Source organism: Mycolicibacterium frederiksbergense, from assembly GCF_012223425.1.
GTDB classification, from domain to species: domain Bacteria; phylum Actinomycetota; class Actinomycetes; order Mycobacteriales; family Mycobacteriaceae; genus Mycobacterium; species Mycobacterium frederiksbergense.
This window is the reverse complement of the sequence record NZ_CP038799.1, coordinates 533,776-551,435: the sequence shown is the minus strand read 5'-3', so window position 1 is coordinate 551,435 and position 17,660 is coordinate 533,776. Positions and strand designations below refer to the sequence as shown.

Sequence of the window (17,660 nt, the reverse complement as noted above, 5' to 3'; positions counted from 1 at the left end):
ACTGGGTTTCCGTTCCTAGAAGTCTTAAAGGACCACAACACCCTCGGCGACGCCGAGGACCCGCAGATCGCGGTACCAGCGCTCGACCGGGTGTTCTTTGGTGAAGCCGTGGCCGCCGAGCAGCTGGACGCCGTCCAGGCCGATCTGCATGCCCTTGTCGGTGGCGATCCGCTTGGCCAGCGCGGCTTCCCGCGCAAACGTCAGGCCCTGCTCGGCGCGGGCGGCGCCGCGCAGTGTGATCAGCCGCAGACCGTCGAGTTCGATGGCGATGTTGGCGGCCATGAAGGCCACCGCCTGCCGGTTGGCGATCGGCTCGCCGAACGCCTCACGTTCCTTGATGTAGGGGATGACGTAGTCGAGCACGGCATGCGAGGTGCCGACTGCCAGTGCGGCCCAACCCAATCGGGAGTAGGCGATGGCCTCGGAATAGTCCTGCGCGAAGTCGGCGTCGGTGCGATCGTCCTCACCGAGGCGGTTGTGCAGCGGCACCGCGACGTTGTCGAGGGCCACCCGGCCCAGCGCGGCGGCGCGCACGCCCATCGACGGATCCGCCTCGACGGTGACGCCTTCGGACGCGGCCTCCACGATGAACAGCGCGGGCTTGCCGTTGAGCTGGGCGGCGACGATGAACAGCTCCGCGCTACCCGCTGCGGGGACAAGCGATTTCACGCCGGACAGCCGGTAGCCGCCCGGGGTGCGTACCGCGGTGGTTTTCAGCGCGGTGGGATCAAACAGCGCGTGCGGTTCGGCGATGGCGACGCTGGCCTGCGGCACGTTCTCGCCGGCGAACTCGGGCAGGTAGGTGGCCTGCTGCTGCGCACTGCCCCAATGGGTCAGCGCGGACGCGACACCGGAGGGCGCCAGGATCGGCAGCGCCAACCCCATGTCGCCGTAGGCGAGCGCCTCGGCGACCAGCGCGCCGGTCACCGTGCTGCGGTGTTCGGCGATGCCGTCGAAATTCTCCGGGATGTTCAGCGAGGTGATCCCGAGTTCGGCGGCCTTGGCGATGAGGTCGGCCGGGTAGGTGACCGCGGCGTCGGCGTCGTGAGCGGCCGGGCGCAGGATCTCCTCGGCGAACTCGCTGACCGTCTCGACGATCATCTTCTGGTCGTCATCCGGGGTCAGGTCGAAGTAATCGGACTCCTTCGGCGCGAGCCGGGTGGGGGAGCCGCCCAGGTTCTGGATCTTCTTGAACTGGCGGGTCGACGCGCCGGCGGCGGAGAACGCCGTCTTCACGCCGTACCGGATGCCCTTGTTGAGCGGGTCGCGCAGGCCGTAGCGGTCCAGGAACTCCTGGCCCATGAGGGGGGTGAGCAGCGCGATCCCGATATCGGTCGCGGTGCGCTTGTGCTTCTGGAGCCCAACGGCGCTTTCCGGGCCTTTGCGCTGGGGGCGGGATTCGATCTGAGTCATTTCGGCAGCCTCTTTTGGTGGGGGCAATGCGTGATGACCGTATCTTACTCCGGAGTAAGATAGAAAAAGGCTGTAACCAACCTCACAGTGCGGCCAGGACCGCCTCATGTAACCGGCCGTTGGTGGCCAGGGCGCTGCCGCCATGCGGTCCGGGGACACCATCGATGCTGGTGAACGTGCCGCCGGCCTCCCGGATCAGGATGTCCAACGGCGCGATATCCCACACCTTCACCTCGGGTTCGCAGGCGATGTCCACCGCACCCTCGGCCACCAGGCAGTACGACCAGAAGTCCCCGTAGGCCCGCACCCGCCACACCGCGTCCGTCAATGTCAGGAAACTGTCCCGGCGGTCGTCCCACCCCGTCGTCAGGTCCGAATAGGACAGGCTCGCCGAGGCCAGATCGCCGACCCCGGACACCTGGATGCGGCGAGTCGCACCGCCGAACGAGGTGTGCGCGCCCTGGCCCGCGCCGGCCCACCAGCGCCGCCCCAGCGCCGGTGCGCTCACCACGCCGACGGTGGGCACGCCGTCCTCGATCAGCGCGATCAGCGTGCACCACACCGGGACGCCGCGGACGAAATTCTTGGTCCCGTCGATCGGGTCGATCACCCACTGGCGGCCCGTGGAAGACGTCGTGCCGCCGAACTCTTCGCCGAACACGCTGTCATCGGGCCGGGCCTGGGACAGGGCCGCTCGCAGCGCCTCCTCGGCGCCCTTGTCGGCGTCGGTGACGGGGGTGAGATCGGGCTTGGTCTCGACGCGCAGATCCAGAGCGCCGAAGCGGGCCATGGTCAGCTCGTCGGCCTGGTCGGCCAGTCGCAGGGCAAGGTCGAGATCGTCAGCGCTCATGCCCGCAGTCCTACCATGGCTAGGTGATCGAATTCGCGATGATATTGCTGTTGGTCGGTGCGCTGGTGCTCATAGCGATGCCGTGGATCCGCAAGCGCCGCGAGGCAGGGGGAGGCGCCGGCATGGCGCCCGGCACGCTGCTGGTCACCGGCGTCAGCCCACGCCCGGACGAGGTCGGCGAGCAGTTCGTCACCATCAGCGGTGTCATCAACGGACCGACGGTCAACGAGCACGTCGTCTATCAACGCATGGTCGTCGACGTCAACCAGTGGCCCACGATCGGCCAGCTGATCGACGTCGTCTACTCGCCGAAGAACCCGGACAAGTGGGGTTTCGCACCGTCGGCGCCGCCCCCGCCGGCACCCGAGACGTACCCGACCGTCTGAGAGGACACCCCCGTGCCCCAACCGCTCCCGGCCGGACTGATCGAGCTGCTGCGCAAGCCCAGCCCGTGCTTCGTGGCCACGCTGATGCCCGACGGTTCACCGCAGCTCACCGAGACCTGGGTGCACACCGACGGCGAGCACGTCGTGCTCAACATCGTGGGGGGCTCCCAGAAGGACCGCAACCTCATCCGCGACCCGCGGATCGCCATCAATGTCGCCGACCCCGACGAGATCGGGCGGTTCTACGCGATTCGGGGCCGGGTCACGGCAACCACCGCCGAGGGCGGCCACGAGAGCATCCACGAGATCTCGCAGAAATACCTGGGCATCCCGTACCCGTACTTCAGCGGAAACCCGGACGAGACGCGGCTCATCCTCACCATCGAGGCAGACAAGGTCACCCCGCCGCCCGGCGAGTGATCAGCCCGCGAGATTGCGGTTCTCGCGTGAAAGTGTGAGTGCGGATGTCGACAACGGCAACCTCGCGACCAGTGCGGCGACGGACGGATGCGGCTTGCGCAGCTTGCCGTCCCAGCCGCGCGAGATGAGCGCGCGATAGACGCGGACGAGGATCTCCGCGTCGCTGTCCTCCTTGATGATGCGCAGCACCAGCCATCCCATGCGCTCGACCTGCGGCAGCACGCGGAGGTCCTTGACGTACTGGTGGCGGTCGGTCTGGTGCTGCCCGCCGTCGTACTCGATCGCCACCATGAAATCCTCCCAGCCCATGTCGAGCGCGCGGAGCGGTCGAATCCCGGACACCACCTCGATCTGCGTGCGCGGAACCGGGAAACCGGCGTCGAGTAGCAGCAAGCGCAGGCGCGTCTCCTGAGGCGATGCCGCGCCACCGTCGACCAGTGGGAGTAGGGCACGCAATTGCTTGAGGCCGCGGGCACCGCGGTATCGCTCGGCAAGCGTCAGCACCTCCGGGGGCCGGAAGAACGTCGCCCGCTGCAGAGCGTCCAGGCGAGCCAGGGCGTTGTGGCGATCGATGCGCCGACCGATGTCGAACGCGGTCCGTGCGGGCGTCGTCACCGACACGCAGTCCTCGACGTTGATCTCATCGGGCGCCACGCGGTCTCGCTGCACGATGATCCCGGCCGGCGCACGGCTCACGTCCCAGATCATCTCGATGGGGATGTCGTCGTCGACCCATTGCGCGCCGAGCAGGGCAGAAGCGGCGACTCCGGCGACAACCCCGTGACGGCCGGAACGCAGGTACGCCCCGTCGATGCGCTCATCCAAGGTGAGTTGGTGACCGCGCGGCATGTAGATATTGCGGTGGACTCGCTCATAGCAACGGCGGAGGTCGTACTCGCTCACTGTTCCGAGTGCGCGGGCCTGGCTCCCGACGATCAGCTTCCTCATGGCCGGATAGTCCCCTCGGACACCGACAAGCGTCCGCGAGATTGCGGTTATCGCGCGAAAGTGCGAGTGCGGATGTCGATAACGACAATCTCGCGGCGGGGGACGCAGGGAGGGCGCAGGGAGGGCGCAGGGAGGGCGGAGCGGGGAGGGCGCGGGGCGGAGCGCAAGCGTCAGCCGTGCGCGATCCCCAGCAGGTCCGCGACGCTGGTGAGCTTCACCCGCGGCCGGTGCTGCGCATCGCCGGTCGCGCGCTCGTGGGAGTCGATGCGCGCCCAGTGATCGTCGGTGACCAGCAACGGCTGCCGGGACAGCAGCCACTGCGCCAACTCGGCGTCGTGGCCCTCCTCGAAGCCGGGCTCACCGAGATCGCCCAACAACGTCTGCACCGTATCCGCGGAGTCCTTCTTGTTGCTGCCGATGACACCGGAGGGCCCGCGCTTGATCCAGCCGACGACGTACTCGTGCTCGCGGCCCTCGATCCGTCCGTCCGCATGCGGGATGGTGCCGGACTTCTCGTCGAAGGGCAGCCCGTCGACCGGCACACCGCGATACCCGACGGCGCGCACCACCAGCTGCACCGGCAGCTCCTCACGCTCGCCGGTGTCCTTGGCCACCACACGGCCGCCCTCGTCGACCAGTTCGTTGCGCCCCAACACAATCGACTCCACCCGATCGGAACCGCGGATCTCGATCGGGGAGGTGGCGAACCGGAACACCACCCGCCGCTTCGCGCCTTCGGGCTGTATCTCCGCGTACTGCCGCAACACCTTGATGTTCGTCTTGACGGTCTTGTCGGCGGCCTCGAGGTCCGCATCGGTGATGTGCTCGAAGTCGGCGCGCTCGACCACGATGTCGACCTCGGCCATCTGCTCCATATGCCCGAGTTCGCGCAGCTCCATCGTGGTGAACGGCGCCTGCAACGGCCCTCGCCGGCCCACCACGATGACCTCGCGGACACCGCGCGGCCCGAGCAGATCCAGCGCGTGGTCGGCGATATCGGTCTGCGCCAAGATCTCCGGGTCGCTGATCAGGATGCGCGCCACGTCCAGTGCGACGTTGCCGTTGCCGATCACCACCGCGCGGTCGGCGGACAGGTCGGGGGCCACCTCACCGAAATGCGGATGCGCGTTGTACCAACCGACGAAGTCGACGGCCGCGACGCTGCCGGGCAGGTCCTCGCCGGGGATACCCAGCACCCGGTCGGACTGGGCGCCGATCGCGTAGACGACGGCGTCATAGCGCTCGGCCAACTCGGCGGCACGCACGTGCTCGCCGACGGAGATGTTGCCGAAGAACCGGAAACGCGGGTCCGCCGAGATCTTCTCGAACTGCGCGCTGATCGACTTGATCTTCGGGTGGTCGGGTGCGACGCCGGAGCGCACCAGTCCCCACGGGGTGGGCAGCATCTCCAGCATGTCGACACGGACTTCGAGATCGGACTTCAACAGCGACGCGGCGGCGAAGAACCCGGACGGGCCTGAGCCGACGATCGCCATGTGGTACGGGCGCATGGCAAGCCTTTTCGTGAGGCTGAACGGTGGCGCGCAAGGGGCTGTCGCGACGTCACCGGACCGGTTACCAGCCCGATGCTAGCCGCGCACCGGCGATCGAGGGCGGAGTCCGGAGAAGCGGCCGGTAACCTCAACAGTCGTGGATCCTGACCGTCTTGCCGATATCGCCGCCCTCGACACCACGTTGACGACCGTGGAGCGGGTGCTCGATGTCGACGGTCTGCGCGGCCGCATCGAGACGCTCGAAGCCGAGGCCGCCGACCCCAACCTGTGGAACGACCAGGCGCACGCGCAGAAGGTGACCAGCGAGCTGTCGCACGCGCAGAACGAGTTGCGCCGCGTCGAGGAACTGCGCCAGCGCGTCGAGGACCTGCCGGTGCTCTACGAGATGGCCGCCGAAGAAGAAGGCGCGGAAGGCTCCGACGCGCTCGCCGAGGCCGACGCCGAGCTGACCAAGCTGCGCGAGGACATCGAGGCCATGGAGGTCCGGACCCTGCTGGCCGGGGAGTACGACCAGCGCGAGGCGCTGGTCAACATCCGCTCCGGTGCCGGCGGGGTGGACGCCGCGGACTGGGCCGAGATGCTGATGCGGATGTACATCCGCTGGGCCGAGGCGCACAAGTACCCCGTCGAGGTGTTCGACACGTCCTACGCCGAGGAGGCCGGGATCAAGAGCGCCACCTTCGCGGTGCACGCCCCGTACGCCTACGGCACCCTCTCGGTCGAGCAGGGCACCCACCGGCTGGTGCGCATCAGCCCGTTCGACAACCAGGGCCGCAGGCAGACCTCCTTCGCCGAGGTCGAGGTGCTGCCCGTCGTGGAGACGACCGACCACATCGAGATCCCCGAGGGAGATGTCCGGGTCGACGTCTACCGCTCCAGCGGCCCGGGCGGCCAGTCGGTCAACACCACCGACTCGGCGGTCCGCCTGACCCACATCCCGACCGGCATCGTGGTCACCTGCCAGAACGAGAAGTCACAGCTGCAGAACAAGGTCTCGGCGATGCGCGTGCTGCAGGCCAAGCTGATGGAGCGCAAGCGTCAGGAGGAGCGCGCCGAGATGGATGCGCTCAAGAGTGACAGCGGCAGCTCGTGGGGCAACCAGATGCGCTCCTACGTGCTACACCCGTATCAGATGGTCAAAGACCTACGCACCGAATTCGAGGTCGGTAGCCCGGCAGCGGTTCTCGACGGAGACATCGACGGCTTCCTGGAGGCAGGGATCCGTTGGCGCAATAGGAAAGATGACGACTAAGACTTTGGTGGCCCTTCCGGTCGCCGACCTGTGGCACGGGTTCTGGCACGGTGAAATCGGGTCGTGGATGCTGACCGTCGGCGTGCGCATCGCGCTGCTGGTCATCGGTGCATTGTTGACGGCCCGGATGATCAACTGGATCGCCCGCCGGGTCACCCGCCGCATCGATGCCGAGTACCAGGAGAGCGATCAGCTCGTCCGCTCCGAGAGCGCCAAGCACCGCCAGGCGGTGGCCTCGGTGATCTCCTGGGTGTCGATTGCCGTGCTGTTCGTGGTGGTCGGCGTCGAAATCACCGACGCGCTCAACGTCCCGGTCGGCTCGCTCGTCGCACCCGCCGCGGTGCTCGGTGCCGCGCTGGGCTTCGGTGCGCAGAAGTTGGTGCAGGACCTGCTGGCCGGCTTCTTCATCATCACCGAACGCCAGTACGGCTTCGGCGACCTGGTGCAGTTGAGCATGATCGGGGCCCCCGAGGCCTCGGAAGGCACCGTCGAGGAGGTGACCCTGCGGGTCACCAAGCTGCGGACCGGTGAGGGTGAGGTGTTCACGGTTCCCAACGGCAACATCGTCCGGTCACTCAACATGTCGAAGGACTGGGCCCGAGCGGTCGTCGACATCCCCGTACCGGCCAGCGCCGACCTCAATCGCGTCAACGACGTGCTGCACGACGTCGGGGAGAAGGCGATGGAGGACGCCCGCCTGAGCGCGCTGTTGCTGGACAGTCCGCAGCTGATGGGCGTGGAGAGCATCGAGTTGGACACGGTCAATCTGCGGATGGTCGCCCGGACGCTGCCCGGCAAGCAGTTCGAGGTCGGCCGCCGGCTGCGGATCCGCATCATCGCGGCGCTGACCACCGCGGGCATCGCGACCGCCGATCACACCCCGACGCTCGGCAACCTCAACCCGTCCTCGGGCGCCGCCGACAAGGAAACCGGCACCGGACGAACCGAGCAGAAGCCATGAAGATCACCGAATTGTTGAAGAAGTGGCGCCGTAGCGACCGCGGGTGGCCGCGGTATCTGCCGGGTGGCCGCATCCGTACGTCTACCGCCGGCCTGATCGTCGCCTTCATCGCGCTGTCCTGGATCAGCCAGACCTACGAGCCTCCCGCCCCACCTCCGGCGCCGGAGACGGCCATCGTGCCTCCGGGCTTCGTTCCCGACCCGGAGTACACCTGGGTGCCACGCACCAACGTCGAGGCGCCGCGCACCACGTACCCGACCACCACCACGACAACCACGACCACCGAGCCGACGACGACGTCGCCCACCGACCCGACCGGGACGACGTCACCGGGCGACACGCCGACGTCGCCGACCGAGACCCCGCCCACCACCACGGTGGTCGACCCGGACGGTCCCGACGGGGTGGTCCCACCGATCACGCTGCCGGTGCTTCCGGGGTCGGCACCGACCCCGGCGCCACAGTCGACGGCGACACCGCCGCCGCCTGCACGCAGCGCGAACTGACACGCGTCTACACTGGCGTGCCGTGATGATCACCCTCGACAAAGTGAGCAAGCAGTACAAATCCTCTGCTCGTCCGGCACTGGATGACGTCTCTCTCAAAATCGACAAGGGTGAGTTCGTCTTCCTCATCGGGCCGTCGGGGTCGGGCAAGTCGACGTTCATGCGTCTGCTGCTGGGCGCCGAGCACCCGTCCACCGGCGACATCCGGGTCTCGAAGTTCCACGTCAACAAGCTCTCCGGCCGGCACATCCCGAGCCTGCGGCAGGTCATCGGCTGCGTGTTCCAGGACTTCCGGCTGCTGCAGCAGAAGACGGTCTTCGAGAACGTGGCCTTCGCCCTCGAGGTCATCGGCAAGCGCGGTGACGTGATCAACCGGGTGGTGCCCGACGTGCTCGAGATGGTCGGGCTGAGCGGCAAGGCCAGCCGGCTGCCGCACGAGCTGTCCGGCGGTGAGCAGCAGCGCGTCGCGATCGCGCGGGCGTTCGTCAACCGCCCGTTGGTGCTGCTGGCCGATGAGCCCACCGGCAACCTGGACCCGGAAACCAGTAAGGACATCATGGATCTGCTCGAGCGGATCAACCGCACCGGAACCACGGTTCTGATGGCGACGCACGACCACCACATCGTGGACTCCATGCGTCAGCGCGTCATCGAACTCGAATTGGGCCGCCTCATCCGCGACGAGCAGCGCGGCGTTTACGGAATGGATCGCTAGTGCGTTTTGGCTTCCTGATCAATGAGGTTCTGACCGGACTTCGTCGCAACGTCACGATGACGGTGGCGATGATCCTGACGACCGCCATCTCCATCGGCCTGTTCGGCGGTGGTCTGCTGGTGATGCGGGTGGCGGATCAGTCCCGTGACATCTACCTGGACCGGGTGGAGAGCCAGGTCTTCCTCACCAACGACGCGTCGATCAACGACCCGAACTGTGATGCCGACCCCTGTAAGGCGTTGCGCGCGCTGATCGATTCGCGCGATGACGTGCGGTCGGTGCGCTACCTCAACCAGGAGGAGGCCTACGCCGACGCGATCAAGAAGATCCCGGCGTTCAAGGATGTCGCCAGCAAGGACGCCTTCCCGGCATCGTTCATCGTCAAACTGGAGAACCCGGAACAGCACGTCGATTTCGACGCCGCCATGCAGGGCCAGCCCGGTGTGCTCAACGTGCTGAACCAGAAGGATCTGATCGACCGCTTGTTCGCGCTCTTGGACGGCATGTCCAACGCGGCGTTCGCGGTGGCGCTGGTGCAGGCGATCGGCGCGGTGTTGTTGATCGCCAACATGGTTCAGGTGGCGGCCTATACCCGGCGCACCGAGATCGGCATCATGCGCCTGGTCGGCGCGACCCGCTGGTACACCCAGTTGCCGTTCCTGGTGGAGGCGATGCTCGCGGCATTCATCGGTGTGGTGCTGGCGCTGATCGGTCTGCTGACGGTGCGCACGCTTTTCCTGGAGCAGGCGTTGAGCCAGTTCACCCAGGCTAATTTGATTGCGCCGCTGGACTTCGCCGATATCCTCTACATAGCGCCGATCCTGCTGTTCGTGGGTGTGGCGATGGCCGGTGTCACTGCCTATGCGACGCTGCGCCTCTACGTACGAAGATGATGATGGCGACGAAACCAGACAAAGCTGCCGTAAAGGCGAACAACCAGATAGTGGCGACCAATCGCAAGGCGCGCCACAACTATTCGATCCTGGATGTGTACGAGGCCGGGATCGTGCTGGTCGGCACCGAGGTGAAGAGCCTGCGTGAAGGCCAGGCCTCGCTGGCCGACGCGTTCGCGACGGTGGACGACGGCGAGGTCTGGCTGCGCAATCTGCACATCGCCGAATATCACCACGGCAGCTGGACCAATCACGCGCCGCGGCGCAACCGCAAGCTGCTGATGCACCGCAGCCAGATCGACAATCTGGTCGGCAAGATCCGCGACGGCAACCTCACCCTGGTGCCGCTGTCGCTGTACTTCGTGGATGGCAAGGTCAAGGTCGAGTTGGCACTGGCCCGCGGTAAAGAGGCCCGCGACAAGCGCCAGGATCTGGCCAAGCGCGATGCCGACCGGGAGATCACCCGTGAGCTCGGCCGGCGCAACAAGGGTATGAGCTAGCCGATCTGACCCGACGCCACGCACGCGCGATCCGCAGGGACGGGCCTCCACGGGCGATATAGTGCGCCCCACGCGGTCAGACGTACGGGGGAGGGTCGTTGACAGTACGACGCTCGCGTCTCCGTCTCCTCGTGCTCGTCGGTGTCACCACGCTGGCGGCGGCCAACGCGATGGCGTTCTGGGGCGACTCGGTCGCCGACACCTGCGCGCTGATCCTGCAGATCTGCGCGGGTGTGGGCGCGGTCATCTGCGGGGTGACGGTCGCACGGCGCCAGCACGGTGCCGACCGGTGGTGGCGACTGATGTTCGTCGCGGCGCTGCTGACCTGGATGCTCGGCCAGACGCTGTGGCGTCTGCACGTGGCCGACTCGGCGCCGGTGCTGGTACGCGCGGTGTACCTGTCGATACCGGTGCTGGTGCTCACCTCGGTGGTGCTGCTGGTGCGCTCCAGCGGCGGGGTGATGTCCCCGCCGGACAGTCCGTTGCGGCAACCCTTCGTCACCAACGTCCTCGACGGCGTCATCGCCGGGCTCGCCTTCCTGATCCTGGCGGTCATGAGCGATCTGGGGACCCGGTTCGCGGCGTCCGACCCCGGCATGCGGGTGCTCGACATCGTCTTCATCGGCGCGGAGATCTTCGTCGTCGGCGCCGTCGTGCTGATCGCGATGATCTATGACCCCGGCCGTCCGAACCGGACGAACTTTCTGCTGCTCGCGAGTGCCCTCCTGCTGATGGGCACCGCCAACCGGCTGCTGGCCTACCTGCGATCGGTGGGTGTGCCCGACGCCGAACTGTGGGCCGGTCTCGGGCTGATCATCGGGCCGGTGCTCGCCGGCTTCGCGTTCCTGCCCACATCACCGCCGTCCGACAGCGGCTTCCGCCGCCAGGACTGGGCGCAACTCGTCTTGCCCTATGTGGGGTTTCTCGGCATCGCGGTGCTGTTCACCTTCCACCTGTACATCGAGCGTGAACTGTCCTTCCCCGCGCTCGTCCTGACGGTCCTGATGGTCGCGCTGGTGGCCGCCCGGCAGATGCTCGCGACCCGCGCGGAGCGCGCGCTGACGCAGTGGCTGTTCTGGGCGCAGCGCGGCCTGGCCCATCAGGTGCACCACGACGCGCTGACCGGGCTGCCGAACCGGACACTGTTCGCGCTGCGGCTCGACGAGGCGATGCGGCACGGACAGTTCGTGCTGATCTTCATCGACCTCGACGACTTCAAAGAGGTCAACGACCGCTACGGGCACGCCGCCGGCGATGAACTGCTGCGCGCGGTCGGGGACCGGCTGGGGCGGTTCGTCGCCGAGGGTGACACCCTGGCCCGGATCGGCGGTGACGAGTTCGCGATCCTCATCGAGGGCACCGATGAGCACGGCGAACAGCTCGAGGCCTCGGCCGAACGACTGCGGATCGCGTTGCGCGAACCGTTCCCGGTGCACGGTTCGTCGCTGCGGGTGCAGGCCAGCATGGGGCTGGTGCGGCCGCAGACGGACGGCCTGCCGCAGACCTCCGACGACCTGCTGCGGCAGGCCGATATCGCGATGTACGCCGGCAAACGGATGGGCAAGGACACCGCCGTGATCTACCAGCCGTCATCGGGGGCGGTGGTCGACTTCCCGACCCTGCTGCGCGCCGCCAAGGGCCGGCCGCCGCCCGGGTTCAGACTGGTCTACCAGCCGGTCGTCGCGCTGGGTGACGGCACACCGGTCGCGGTGGAGGCGCTGGCCCGGTGGACCGCCGCCAACGGAATCGACATCTCGGCCGAAACCTTCGTGGCGGACACCGAGGCCGCCGGCCTGGGTGCCGACTTCGACGCGCTGGTGCTCGACCTGGCCTGCTCGGAGGTGCGCGGACGCAACCTCGACGTCGACATCCACGTCAACATCGGCGGGGCGCGGCTGGGCAACCCGGGGTTCGAATCGACGGTGCGCACGGTATTGGAGCGGTACCGGATACCGCGGGACCGGCTCGTCCTGGAGATCACCGAGACGATGCCGATCGTCGACCTCGACCGTGCGGCCCGGCAGATCGACCGGTTCGGTGAGCTGGGGGTCAAGGTCGCGCTGGACGATTTCGGCTCCGGTTTCAGTTCGCTGACCTATCTGCATGCGCTGCCGGTCGGCATCGTGAAGCTGGACCGCAGCCTGGCCTCCGGCAGCAACCCGGCGCGTGATCGGACGCTGTACCGGTCGGTGATCAAGCTGTGCGACGACCTCGGTCTCGAGGTGATCGCCGAGGGCGTCGAGACCGCCGAGCAGGCCCGGATGGTGTGCGACGCCGGTGGGCACCTGGCTCAGGGGCACGTGTTCGGGCGTCCGGTGCCGATCGCGGAACTGCCGGGCACGCTGGCCGCCGCGCGGGCTGCGGGTGCGGAGAACTGCCGGAATAATTAATGGTTCGCCGATGTCGGTATGACCGGTAAGATGGACAGTCCTGCCGAAACTCGGCGGGGGTGCGAGGGGCTGAACGGTTTCGACTTCGCGCATCGAATCAAGGGAAGCGTGCCGGTGCAGGCAAATGACCACCGTAAGCGTCGTTGCAACCAATTAAGCGCCGATTCCAATCAGCGCGACTACGCACTCGCTGCCTAAGTAGCGATGCGTGTCTGTCAGACCGGGAGCGCCCTCGGCCCGGATCCTGGCATCAGCTAGAGGGACCCACCCACGGGTTCGGTCGCGGGACCCGTGGGGACATCAAACAGCGACTGGGATCGTCATCTCGGCTCGTCCGCGTGACCGGGAGATCCAAGTAGAGGCATAGCGGACTGCGCACGGAGAAGCCTTGAGGGAATGCCGTAGGACCCGGGTTCAATTCCCGGCAGCTCCACCACAAGGGAAAGGCCGCAGGTCACACGACCTGCGGCCTTTCTCGTTGTCCGCTCAGCTCGCCGCATAGCGCAGCAGGACCGTGCCGTTCGGGAAGGCGCGGTTCTCCAGCAGCCGCAACGAGATCCACGAGGGCAGCGTCGGGAAGAACGGTGTGCCGCCACCCACCGCGGTGGGTGCCACCACCATCCGGAACTCGTCCACCAGTCCGGCTTGGACGATCGGTGCGGCCAGCGTCGCCCCGGCCACCTCCAGTTGGCCGTCGGTCTCGGCTTTCAGCTTGCGCACCACCTCGACCGGGTCGCCGCGTTCCAGTCGCGAGTTCCAATCCACGGACTGCAGCGTGTGCGAGAACACCACCTTGGGCATGTCACGCCAGATCTGCGCGAAGTCGACGATCAACGGGGTGGCGTCCGGTTCCTGGTCGGCGGCCGGCCAGTACGCCGCCATCAGGTCGTAGAGCCGCCGCCCGTAGAACGACAGTGCGGTCTGGCGCTCGAAGTCGTTCCAGTACTGATGCAGCTCTTCGCTCGGGTCGGACCAGTCGATGCTGCCCTGGGCGTCGGCGATGTAGCCGTCCACCGACACGGTGAAGCCATAGATGAGTGTGCCCATGCAGATCAGACTGCACCGGCGGAAAAAGCTCATCGGCAGGCGGATCACCAAAGCGGGGACACCGCTGAGCAGCGGTGCCACGATGGCGCGGTGACCCAAGGATCGGGACGTCTGCTCGGAAAGTCCGCGGTGATCACCGGGGCGGCCTTCGGCATCGGCCGGGCGACCGCCGCGCTCTTCGCACGCGAGGGCGCCCGGTTGGTGGTGACCGACATCCAGCGCGAGCCGCTGCTGGCGCTGGCCGAGGAACTGCGGGAATCGGGCGCGGAGGTCGAGACGGTCATCGGTGACGTCTCGGTGCAAGACGATGCCCGGCGGATGATCGCGGCGGCCGGGCGGTTCGGTCGGCTCGACGTGCTCGTGGCCAACGCCGGGATCATCCCGCTCGGGGACGCATCCGAGGTCACCGTCGCCGGCTGGGACGAGGTGATGGCCATCGACGGGCGCGGCATGTTCCTCACCTGCAAGTTCGCCATCGAGTCGATGTTGGTGACCGGGGGCGGGTCCATCGTCTGCCTGTCCTCGATCTCCGGAATGGCGGGGCAGAAGCGACAGGCCGCGTACGGGCCGGCCAAGTTCGTCGCCACCGGCCTGACCAAGCACCTGGCGGTCGAATGGGCCGACCGGGGGATCAGGGTCAACGCCGTGGCTCCCGGCACGATCCGAACGGATGCGGTCAAGCGGATTCCGGACGAGCCGGGCGGCGCGGAGTATCTGGAGTCCATCGTGCGTATGCACCCGATGGGCCGCCTCGGCGAACCGGCCGAGGTCGCGCAGGCCATCGTGTTCCTGGCCTCCGACGACGCGTCCTTCATCACCGGTGCCGTGCTGCCCGTGGATGGGGGATATCTCGCGCAGTAACGGCCTGTCGAGTGTCGAGGTTCTCGAGCGCGGTCGACATCAGGTCGACGTTCGGCGAGTAGGAAGGCACCCATAGGATCGGCGCCATGGGGCGAGGGAACGTTTGATGGTCGGTGACAGTACGCAATCCGAGAGTCAGGCCGGCTCTGGCATCGAGCCGCCCGTGCACCCGCGGATCCGCAAGGCGCTGGGCCTGCTGGAACGGTTCGCCCCCGCCGTCGGTGCCCGCTGGGCCACCGAGCTGTGGTGCACCCCGCCGGTGGTCGATGCCAGCCTGCGCATGCCGCCGGGGGTGCCGGCGAGCGAACCCGTCGAGGCGTTCTGGTCCGGTCACCGGGTCGCGGGGGAGGCCTGGGGACAGGGGCCCGCGGTGTATCTGGTGCACGGCTGGGGCGGTTGCCGCGCGCATCTGGGCGTCTTCGTCAAACCGCTCGTTGCCGCCGGGCACCGCGTCATCGCCTTCGACCTGCCGGCGCACAACGACTCCGACACCGGGGTGCTGGCCCCCGGACGCACCCATCTCGTCGAGTGCGCCGAGGCCGTCAGCGCCTTCATCCGGACCCACGGCCCGGCCCGGGCGATCGTCGCGCACTCGTTGGGCGCGAAAGCCGCCGCGTTGGCCCTGAGCGGCGGCGCCGAGATCGAGCGCCTGGTGTTTCTGGCGCCGATGGGGGACTTCGATTTCTACCTCGACATGTTCGCCGAGCGGCACGGGTTCGGCCCGCGCGTCCGCGATGGGCTGCACCGCCGGCTCGCCGAGCGCATCGAGATGCCGCTGCACGAGACCGATCTCGGGGTCATCGGCGCCAAGCTGGAGTCCCCGACACCGCTGCTGGTCATCCACGACCCCGACGATCCGGATGCGCCCTATCGCTTCAGTGCGCAGTTCATCGGGGACTGGCCGGGTGCGGAGCTGGTGACCACCCGGGGGTTGGGTCGGTTGGCCCACTACCGGATCCTGCGGCACCGCGCCGCGATCAACGCGGGCGTCAATTTCATCGGCGCTGCCCGGTAATCGCTGCGCTGTCTGACACGCTGTGCACGTGGATCTCATGTGGAGCGTCGTCGCGCTGACCGTTGCGACGTTCACCGTGCTGTTGGCGGCGCGCCGGATCCTGATGGTCGGCAGCGCGCTGGTGTTCTCCCGCTACGTCGCCGTCGGCGGGTTGGTGGCGTTCACCGTGACCCGCGACGGTGAGGTCTACCGGGTGCGTTTCGAGGTGGGCGGGCCCGGTGTCTTCCACAACGTCACGGTGCAGCTGTTCGGCGCGGACGGGGTGGCGCCGCCCGCCGTACGGCACACCATGGCCGCCGGCGACGCGCCGATCGAGTGGACGTTCGCGCTTGCCGACATCACGCAGGCCTGGGTGATGGTGACGTGGGTGCGGCCGTACCTGCAGGGTGTCGAATCCGAGGCGCTCGCCCAGCGATTGGCGGGCGGACGGCTCTACGAGTGGCGGTGGTACTCCGAGACCAGCCGCTACGTGCGCACGGTCCTGCGGTTCCTGGCGCGGCGGTGGGCGTGGGAGTCGTTGCGCGAGTTGCCGTTGTACGGGCGGTGGCGGCGCACCTCATCGAACAGCGAAGCCGACCTTCTGGGTCCGGCGGCGACCGCGCCGCCGAGAAGCTGAGGCAGCACCCGGCGCATCGCCTGATGCGCCAGCCGGCGTCGTCGACCGCGCAGCACCGATCCGGCCACCGAGCCGCACAGGAAGCCGGCGATGAAGACCCGTCGTGAGCGCCGTGGGCTGGGCCGGCCCACCAGGTAGCCACCGATCGCGGCGACGAGCGCGACCCCGACGACGAGCGCGAACGTTGCCACCGCCCGATCCAACCACCGGCGATCCGGGCCCGGGCCGCTCGTGACCGAACCGAGCGGAAAGCGTGATGACCCGTATCGGTTCGCGCGTACTGCAGTAGTACACACATATGTATAGAGTTGCAGGATGACGACGACGAATATTCCCATCTCTGTCGCCGCGCGAAAAGGCGTGTCCGCTCTTGCTGAATTGAGCGCGGAGAACCGGGTGGCGCTGACCAGTCACGGCCGGGTTGTCGCTGTCGTAGATTCGCCCGACCGCGTTGACGCAGAGGTGCGTGAGGTTCGGGATGCGGCGTGGGCGGTCGTCGAGGCGGCCTCCGAGCTGGCTACCTCACGCGATCGTATGTACAGCTTGGACGAACTGTGCGCCAAGGCGGGCATCGACGTGGGCCGTGTCCGTGAGCGGGCGGCCCGTTTGCGCGCAGAGTCGGATGCGCGGTAGCGAGCGACTGCCGGGCGACCAGGCGGAGGTCGTCTTCTCCGAGTCGTTTCTGGTCTACCTGGACGATCTGACGGCTGACGAACGCGAATCTGTTCTCACTGAAGTAGTTGCCCTTTGTGACCACCCGACCGGCAAGCATCCTCTCAGCAATCGGTCGGCCAGTGACCGACTCGCGGGGCTCAACACCGTGGAGGTGCTCGGAAAGAAGCACCGGGTCGTTTTCGCTGCGCGCGTGGTGGAGGGTGTCGGGCTGATCGAAGTGGTCTGTGCCGGCCCTCGTACCGGGAATGCGGTGTATGACGTCGCCAACGCTCTCGTTCGGTCAGGCCGACTGACCGAACAGGAAGTCACACAGCTCTGGGATGCGTTGGCGCTTCTTGAGGTGGTGGCCGAAGGTGTCGGACTCGACGGATGGGACTACAAACCCCGCGCTGCGGAAGCTCATCTCGTTCGCGCGCTGGTGCAGCTCGGTTTGCTCCCCGAAGATCTCGCGAAAGTGGTGTCAAGAGCAGAGGCCGAGGCTGCGATGAAAGACGGTTACGACGACACCGGCAAGCCCGACACATACGCGGCGCTTGCCGCCGTCATGCGGGCGGCCCGCTCCCGGTCTGACTACGGGGATGCCAGGGACATCCTGCACCGCCGCTCTGCCGAACGGTGCGGAGCGGAGATGCCAAGGGCGCGAGCCAAATGCATCCGCCGCGTCGGGCACCCGGGTCCGCACCGCGCGACCGGATGAT

At 67.6% G+C, this 17,660-nt stretch carries 19 protein-coding genes and 1 other RNA gene; 15 read left to right on the top strand and 5 right to left on the bottom strand.

The genetic code is table 11. From position 1 onward, the window contains the following. Positions 1 to 24 precede the first annotated feature (24 nt). Both EXE63_RS05745 and hisN read right to left on the bottom strand, forming a co-directional pair. Complete coding sequence (locus EXE63_RS05745) at positions 25 to 1,413, bottom strand: acyl-CoA dehydrogenase family protein (protein WP_168141174.1); 1,389 nt, start codon at positions 1,411 to 1,413, stop codon at positions 25 to 27. A gap of 82 nt (positions 1,414 to 1,495) precedes the next feature. Continuing rightward, positions 1,496 to 2,263 carry a histidinol-phosphatase gene (gene hisN / locus EXE63_RS05740; protein WP_168141173.1) on the bottom strand — a complete coding sequence of 256 codons (768 nt, stop codon included), beginning with the start codon at positions 2,261 to 2,263 and terminating at the stop codon, positions 1,496 to 1,498. Between the two features lie 23 nt (positions 2,264 to 2,286). Between hisN and EXE63_RS05735 the strand changes: the two genes are divergently transcribed. Then, positions 2,287 to 2,649 carry a hypothetical protein gene (locus EXE63_RS05735; protein ID WP_168141172.1) on the top strand — a complete coding sequence of 121 codons (363 nt, stop codon included), beginning with the start codon at positions 2,287 to 2,289 and terminating at the stop codon, positions 2,647 to 2,649. 12 nt (positions 2,650 to 2,661) lie between these two features. Then, positions 2,662 to 3,069: a PPOX class F420-dependent oxidoreductase gene (locus tag EXE63_RS05730; protein WP_168141171.1), complete on the top strand. Its 408-nt coding sequence runs from the start codon at positions 2,662 to 2,664 to the stop codon at positions 3,067 to 3,069. Here the strand turns inward: EXE63_RS05730 and EXE63_RS05725 are convergent, their stop codons facing one another. Further along, entirely contained in the window at positions 3,070 to 4,017 is a 948-nt protein-coding gene (locus EXE63_RS05725) for a type IV toxin-antitoxin system AbiEi family antitoxin (RefSeq protein WP_234904377.1), read from the bottom strand. A 170-nt stretch (positions 4,018 to 4,187) separates the two neighbouring features. After that, positions 4,188 to 5,528, bottom strand: coding sequence for an FAD-dependent oxidoreductase (locus EXE63_RS05720; protein WP_168141170.1), 1,341 nt, complete (start codon positions 5,526 to 5,528; stop codon positions 4,188 to 4,190). A 139-nt stretch (positions 5,529 to 5,667) separates the two neighbouring features. Here EXE63_RS05720 and prfB point away from each other — a divergent pair, with 139 nt between their 5' ends. The 8 genes from prfB to ssrA all read left to right on the top strand — a co-directional run bounded on the left by prfB (position 5,668) and on the right by ssrA (position 13,184). Beyond that, positions 5,668 to 6,783 carry a peptide chain release factor 2 gene (prfB, locus tag EXE63_RS05715; protein WP_168141169.1) on the top strand — a complete coding sequence of 372 codons (1,116 nt, stop codon included), beginning with the start codon at positions 5,668 to 5,670 and terminating at the stop codon, positions 6,781 to 6,783. Continuing rightward, complete coding sequence (locus EXE63_RS05710) at positions 6,773 to 7,744, top strand: mechanosensitive ion channel family protein (protein WP_168141168.1); 972 nt, start codon at positions 6,773 to 6,775, stop codon at positions 7,742 to 7,744. The genes prfB and EXE63_RS05710 overlap by 11 nt, the downstream gene beginning before the upstream one ends. After that, positions 7,741 to 8,250 (top strand): Rv3103c family proline-rich protein, encoded by a 510-nt coding sequence (locus EXE63_RS05705; RefSeq protein WP_168141167.1) that lies wholly within the window; start codon positions 7,741 to 7,743, stop codon positions 8,248 to 8,250. Before EXE63_RS05710 ends, EXE63_RS05705 begins: the two co-directional genes overlap by 4 nt. Before the next feature lie 25 nt (positions 8,251 to 8,275). Next, positions 8,276 to 8,965: a cell division ATP-binding protein FtsE gene (ftsE, locus tag EXE63_RS05700; protein WP_105363313.1), complete on the top strand. Its 690-nt coding sequence runs from the start codon at positions 8,276 to 8,278 to the stop codon at positions 8,963 to 8,965. Continuing rightward, positions 8,965 to 9,858, top strand: coding sequence for a permease-like cell division protein FtsX (gene ftsX / locus EXE63_RS05695; protein WP_168141166.1), 894 nt, complete (start codon positions 8,965 to 8,967; stop codon positions 9,856 to 9,858). The genes ftsE and ftsX overlap by 1 nt, the downstream gene beginning before the upstream one ends. Before the next feature lie 2 nt (positions 9,859 to 9,860). Beyond that, positions 9,861 to 10,358, top strand: coding sequence for an SsrA-binding protein SmpB (gene smpB, locus EXE63_RS05690; protein ID WP_168141165.1), 498 nt, complete (start codon positions 9,861 to 9,863; stop codon positions 10,356 to 10,358). A gap of 131 nt (positions 10,359 to 10,489) precedes the next feature. Then, positions 10,490 to 12,748, top strand: a complete 2,259-nt coding sequence (locus EXE63_RS05685; protein ID WP_366515309.1) for a putative bifunctional diguanylate cyclase/phosphodiesterase — start codon at positions 10,490 to 10,492, stop codon at positions 12,746 to 12,748. Positions 12,749 to 12,813: 65 nt separating this feature from the next. After that, positions 12,814 to 13,184: a transfer-messenger RNA gene (ssrA, locus tag EXE63_RS05680) on the top strand. Positions 13,185 to 13,234: 50 nt separating this feature from the next. On the opposite strand, the gene EXE63_RS05675 is transcribed toward ssrA, so the two are convergent. Further along, positions 13,235 to 13,795: a dihydrofolate reductase family protein gene (locus EXE63_RS05675; RefSeq protein ID WP_168141164.1), complete on the bottom strand. Its 561-nt coding sequence runs from the start codon at positions 13,793 to 13,795 to the stop codon at positions 13,235 to 13,237. Positions 13,796 to 13,885: 90 nt separating this feature from the next. Here EXE63_RS05675 and EXE63_RS05670 point away from each other — a divergent pair, with 90 nt between their 5' ends. The 5 genes from EXE63_RS05670 (at position 13,886) to EXE63_RS05650 (ending at position 17,659) form a co-directional block, all read left to right on the top strand. Then, positions 13,886 to 14,656: an SDR family NAD(P)-dependent oxidoreductase gene (locus tag EXE63_RS05670; RefSeq protein WP_168141163.1), complete on the top strand. Its 771-nt coding sequence runs from the start codon at positions 13,886 to 13,888 to the stop codon at positions 14,654 to 14,656. A 106-nt stretch (positions 14,657 to 14,762) separates the two neighbouring features. Next, on the top strand, positions 14,763 to 15,671 hold the full coding sequence (locus EXE63_RS05665; RefSeq protein ID WP_168141162.1) for an alpha/beta fold hydrolase: 909 nt from the start codon (positions 14,763 to 14,765) through the stop codon (positions 15,669 to 15,671). A gap of 28 nt (positions 15,672 to 15,699) precedes the next feature. Then, complete coding sequence (locus tag EXE63_RS05660) at positions 15,700 to 16,287, top strand: hypothetical protein (protein WP_168141161.1); 588 nt, start codon at positions 15,700 to 15,702, stop codon at positions 16,285 to 16,287. Between the two features lie 315 nt (positions 16,288 to 16,602). Next, positions 16,603 to 16,920 carry a hypothetical protein gene (locus EXE63_RS05655; RefSeq protein ID WP_168141160.1) on the top strand — a complete coding sequence of 106 codons (318 nt, stop codon included), beginning with the start codon at positions 16,603 to 16,605 and terminating at the stop codon, positions 16,918 to 16,920. Next, positions 16,877 to 17,659, top strand: coding sequence for a hypothetical protein (locus tag EXE63_RS05650; RefSeq protein WP_234904376.1), 783 nt, complete (start codon positions 16,877 to 16,879; stop codon positions 17,657 to 17,659). Before EXE63_RS05655 ends, EXE63_RS05650 begins: the two co-directional genes overlap by 44 nt. Position 17,660 lies beyond the last annotated feature (1 nt).

Bases quoted from the DNA above. Each gene is read 5' to 3' on its own strand.
- EXE63_RS05745 (WP_168141174.1), bottom strand. From the start codon at position 1,413: ATGACTCAGATCGAATCCCGCCCCCAGCGCAAAGGCCCGGAAAGCGCC.
- hisN (WP_168141173.1), bottom strand. From the start codon at position 2,263: ATGAGCGCTGACGATCTCGACCTTGCCCTGCGACTGGCCGACCAGGCC.
- EXE63_RS05725 (WP_234904377.1), bottom strand. From the start codon at position 4,017: ATGAGGAAGCTGATCGTCGGGAGCCAGGCCCGCGCACTCGGAACAGTG.
- EXE63_RS05720 (WP_168141170.1), bottom strand. From the start codon at position 5,528: ATGCGCCCGTACCACATGGCGATCGTCGGCTCAGGCCCGTCCGGGTTC.
- EXE63_RS05710 (WP_168141168.1), top strand. From the start codon at position 6,773: ATGACGACTAAGACTTTGGTGGCCCTTCCGGTCGCCGACCTGTGGCAC.
- EXE63_RS05705 (WP_168141167.1), top strand. From the start codon at position 7,741: ATGAAGATCACCGAATTGTTGAAGAAGTGGCGCCGTAGCGACCGCGGG.
- ftsE (WP_105363313.1), top strand. From the start codon at position 8,276: ATGATCACCCTCGACAAAGTGAGCAAGCAGTACAAATCCTCTGCTCGT.
- smpB (WP_168141165.1), top strand. From the start codon at position 9,861: ATGGCGACGAAACCAGACAAAGCTGCCGTAAAGGCGAACAACCAGATA.
- EXE63_RS05675 (WP_168141164.1), bottom strand. From the start codon at position 13,795: ATGGGCACACTCATCTATGGCTTCACCGTGTCGGTGGACGGCTACATC.
- EXE63_RS05665 (WP_168141162.1), top strand. From the start codon at position 14,763: ATGGTCGGTGACAGTACGCAATCCGAGAGTCAGGCCGGCTCTGGCATC.
- EXE63_RS05655 (WP_168141160.1), top strand. From the start codon at position 16,603: ATGACGACGACGAATATTCCCATCTCTGTCGCCGCGCGAAAAGGCGTG.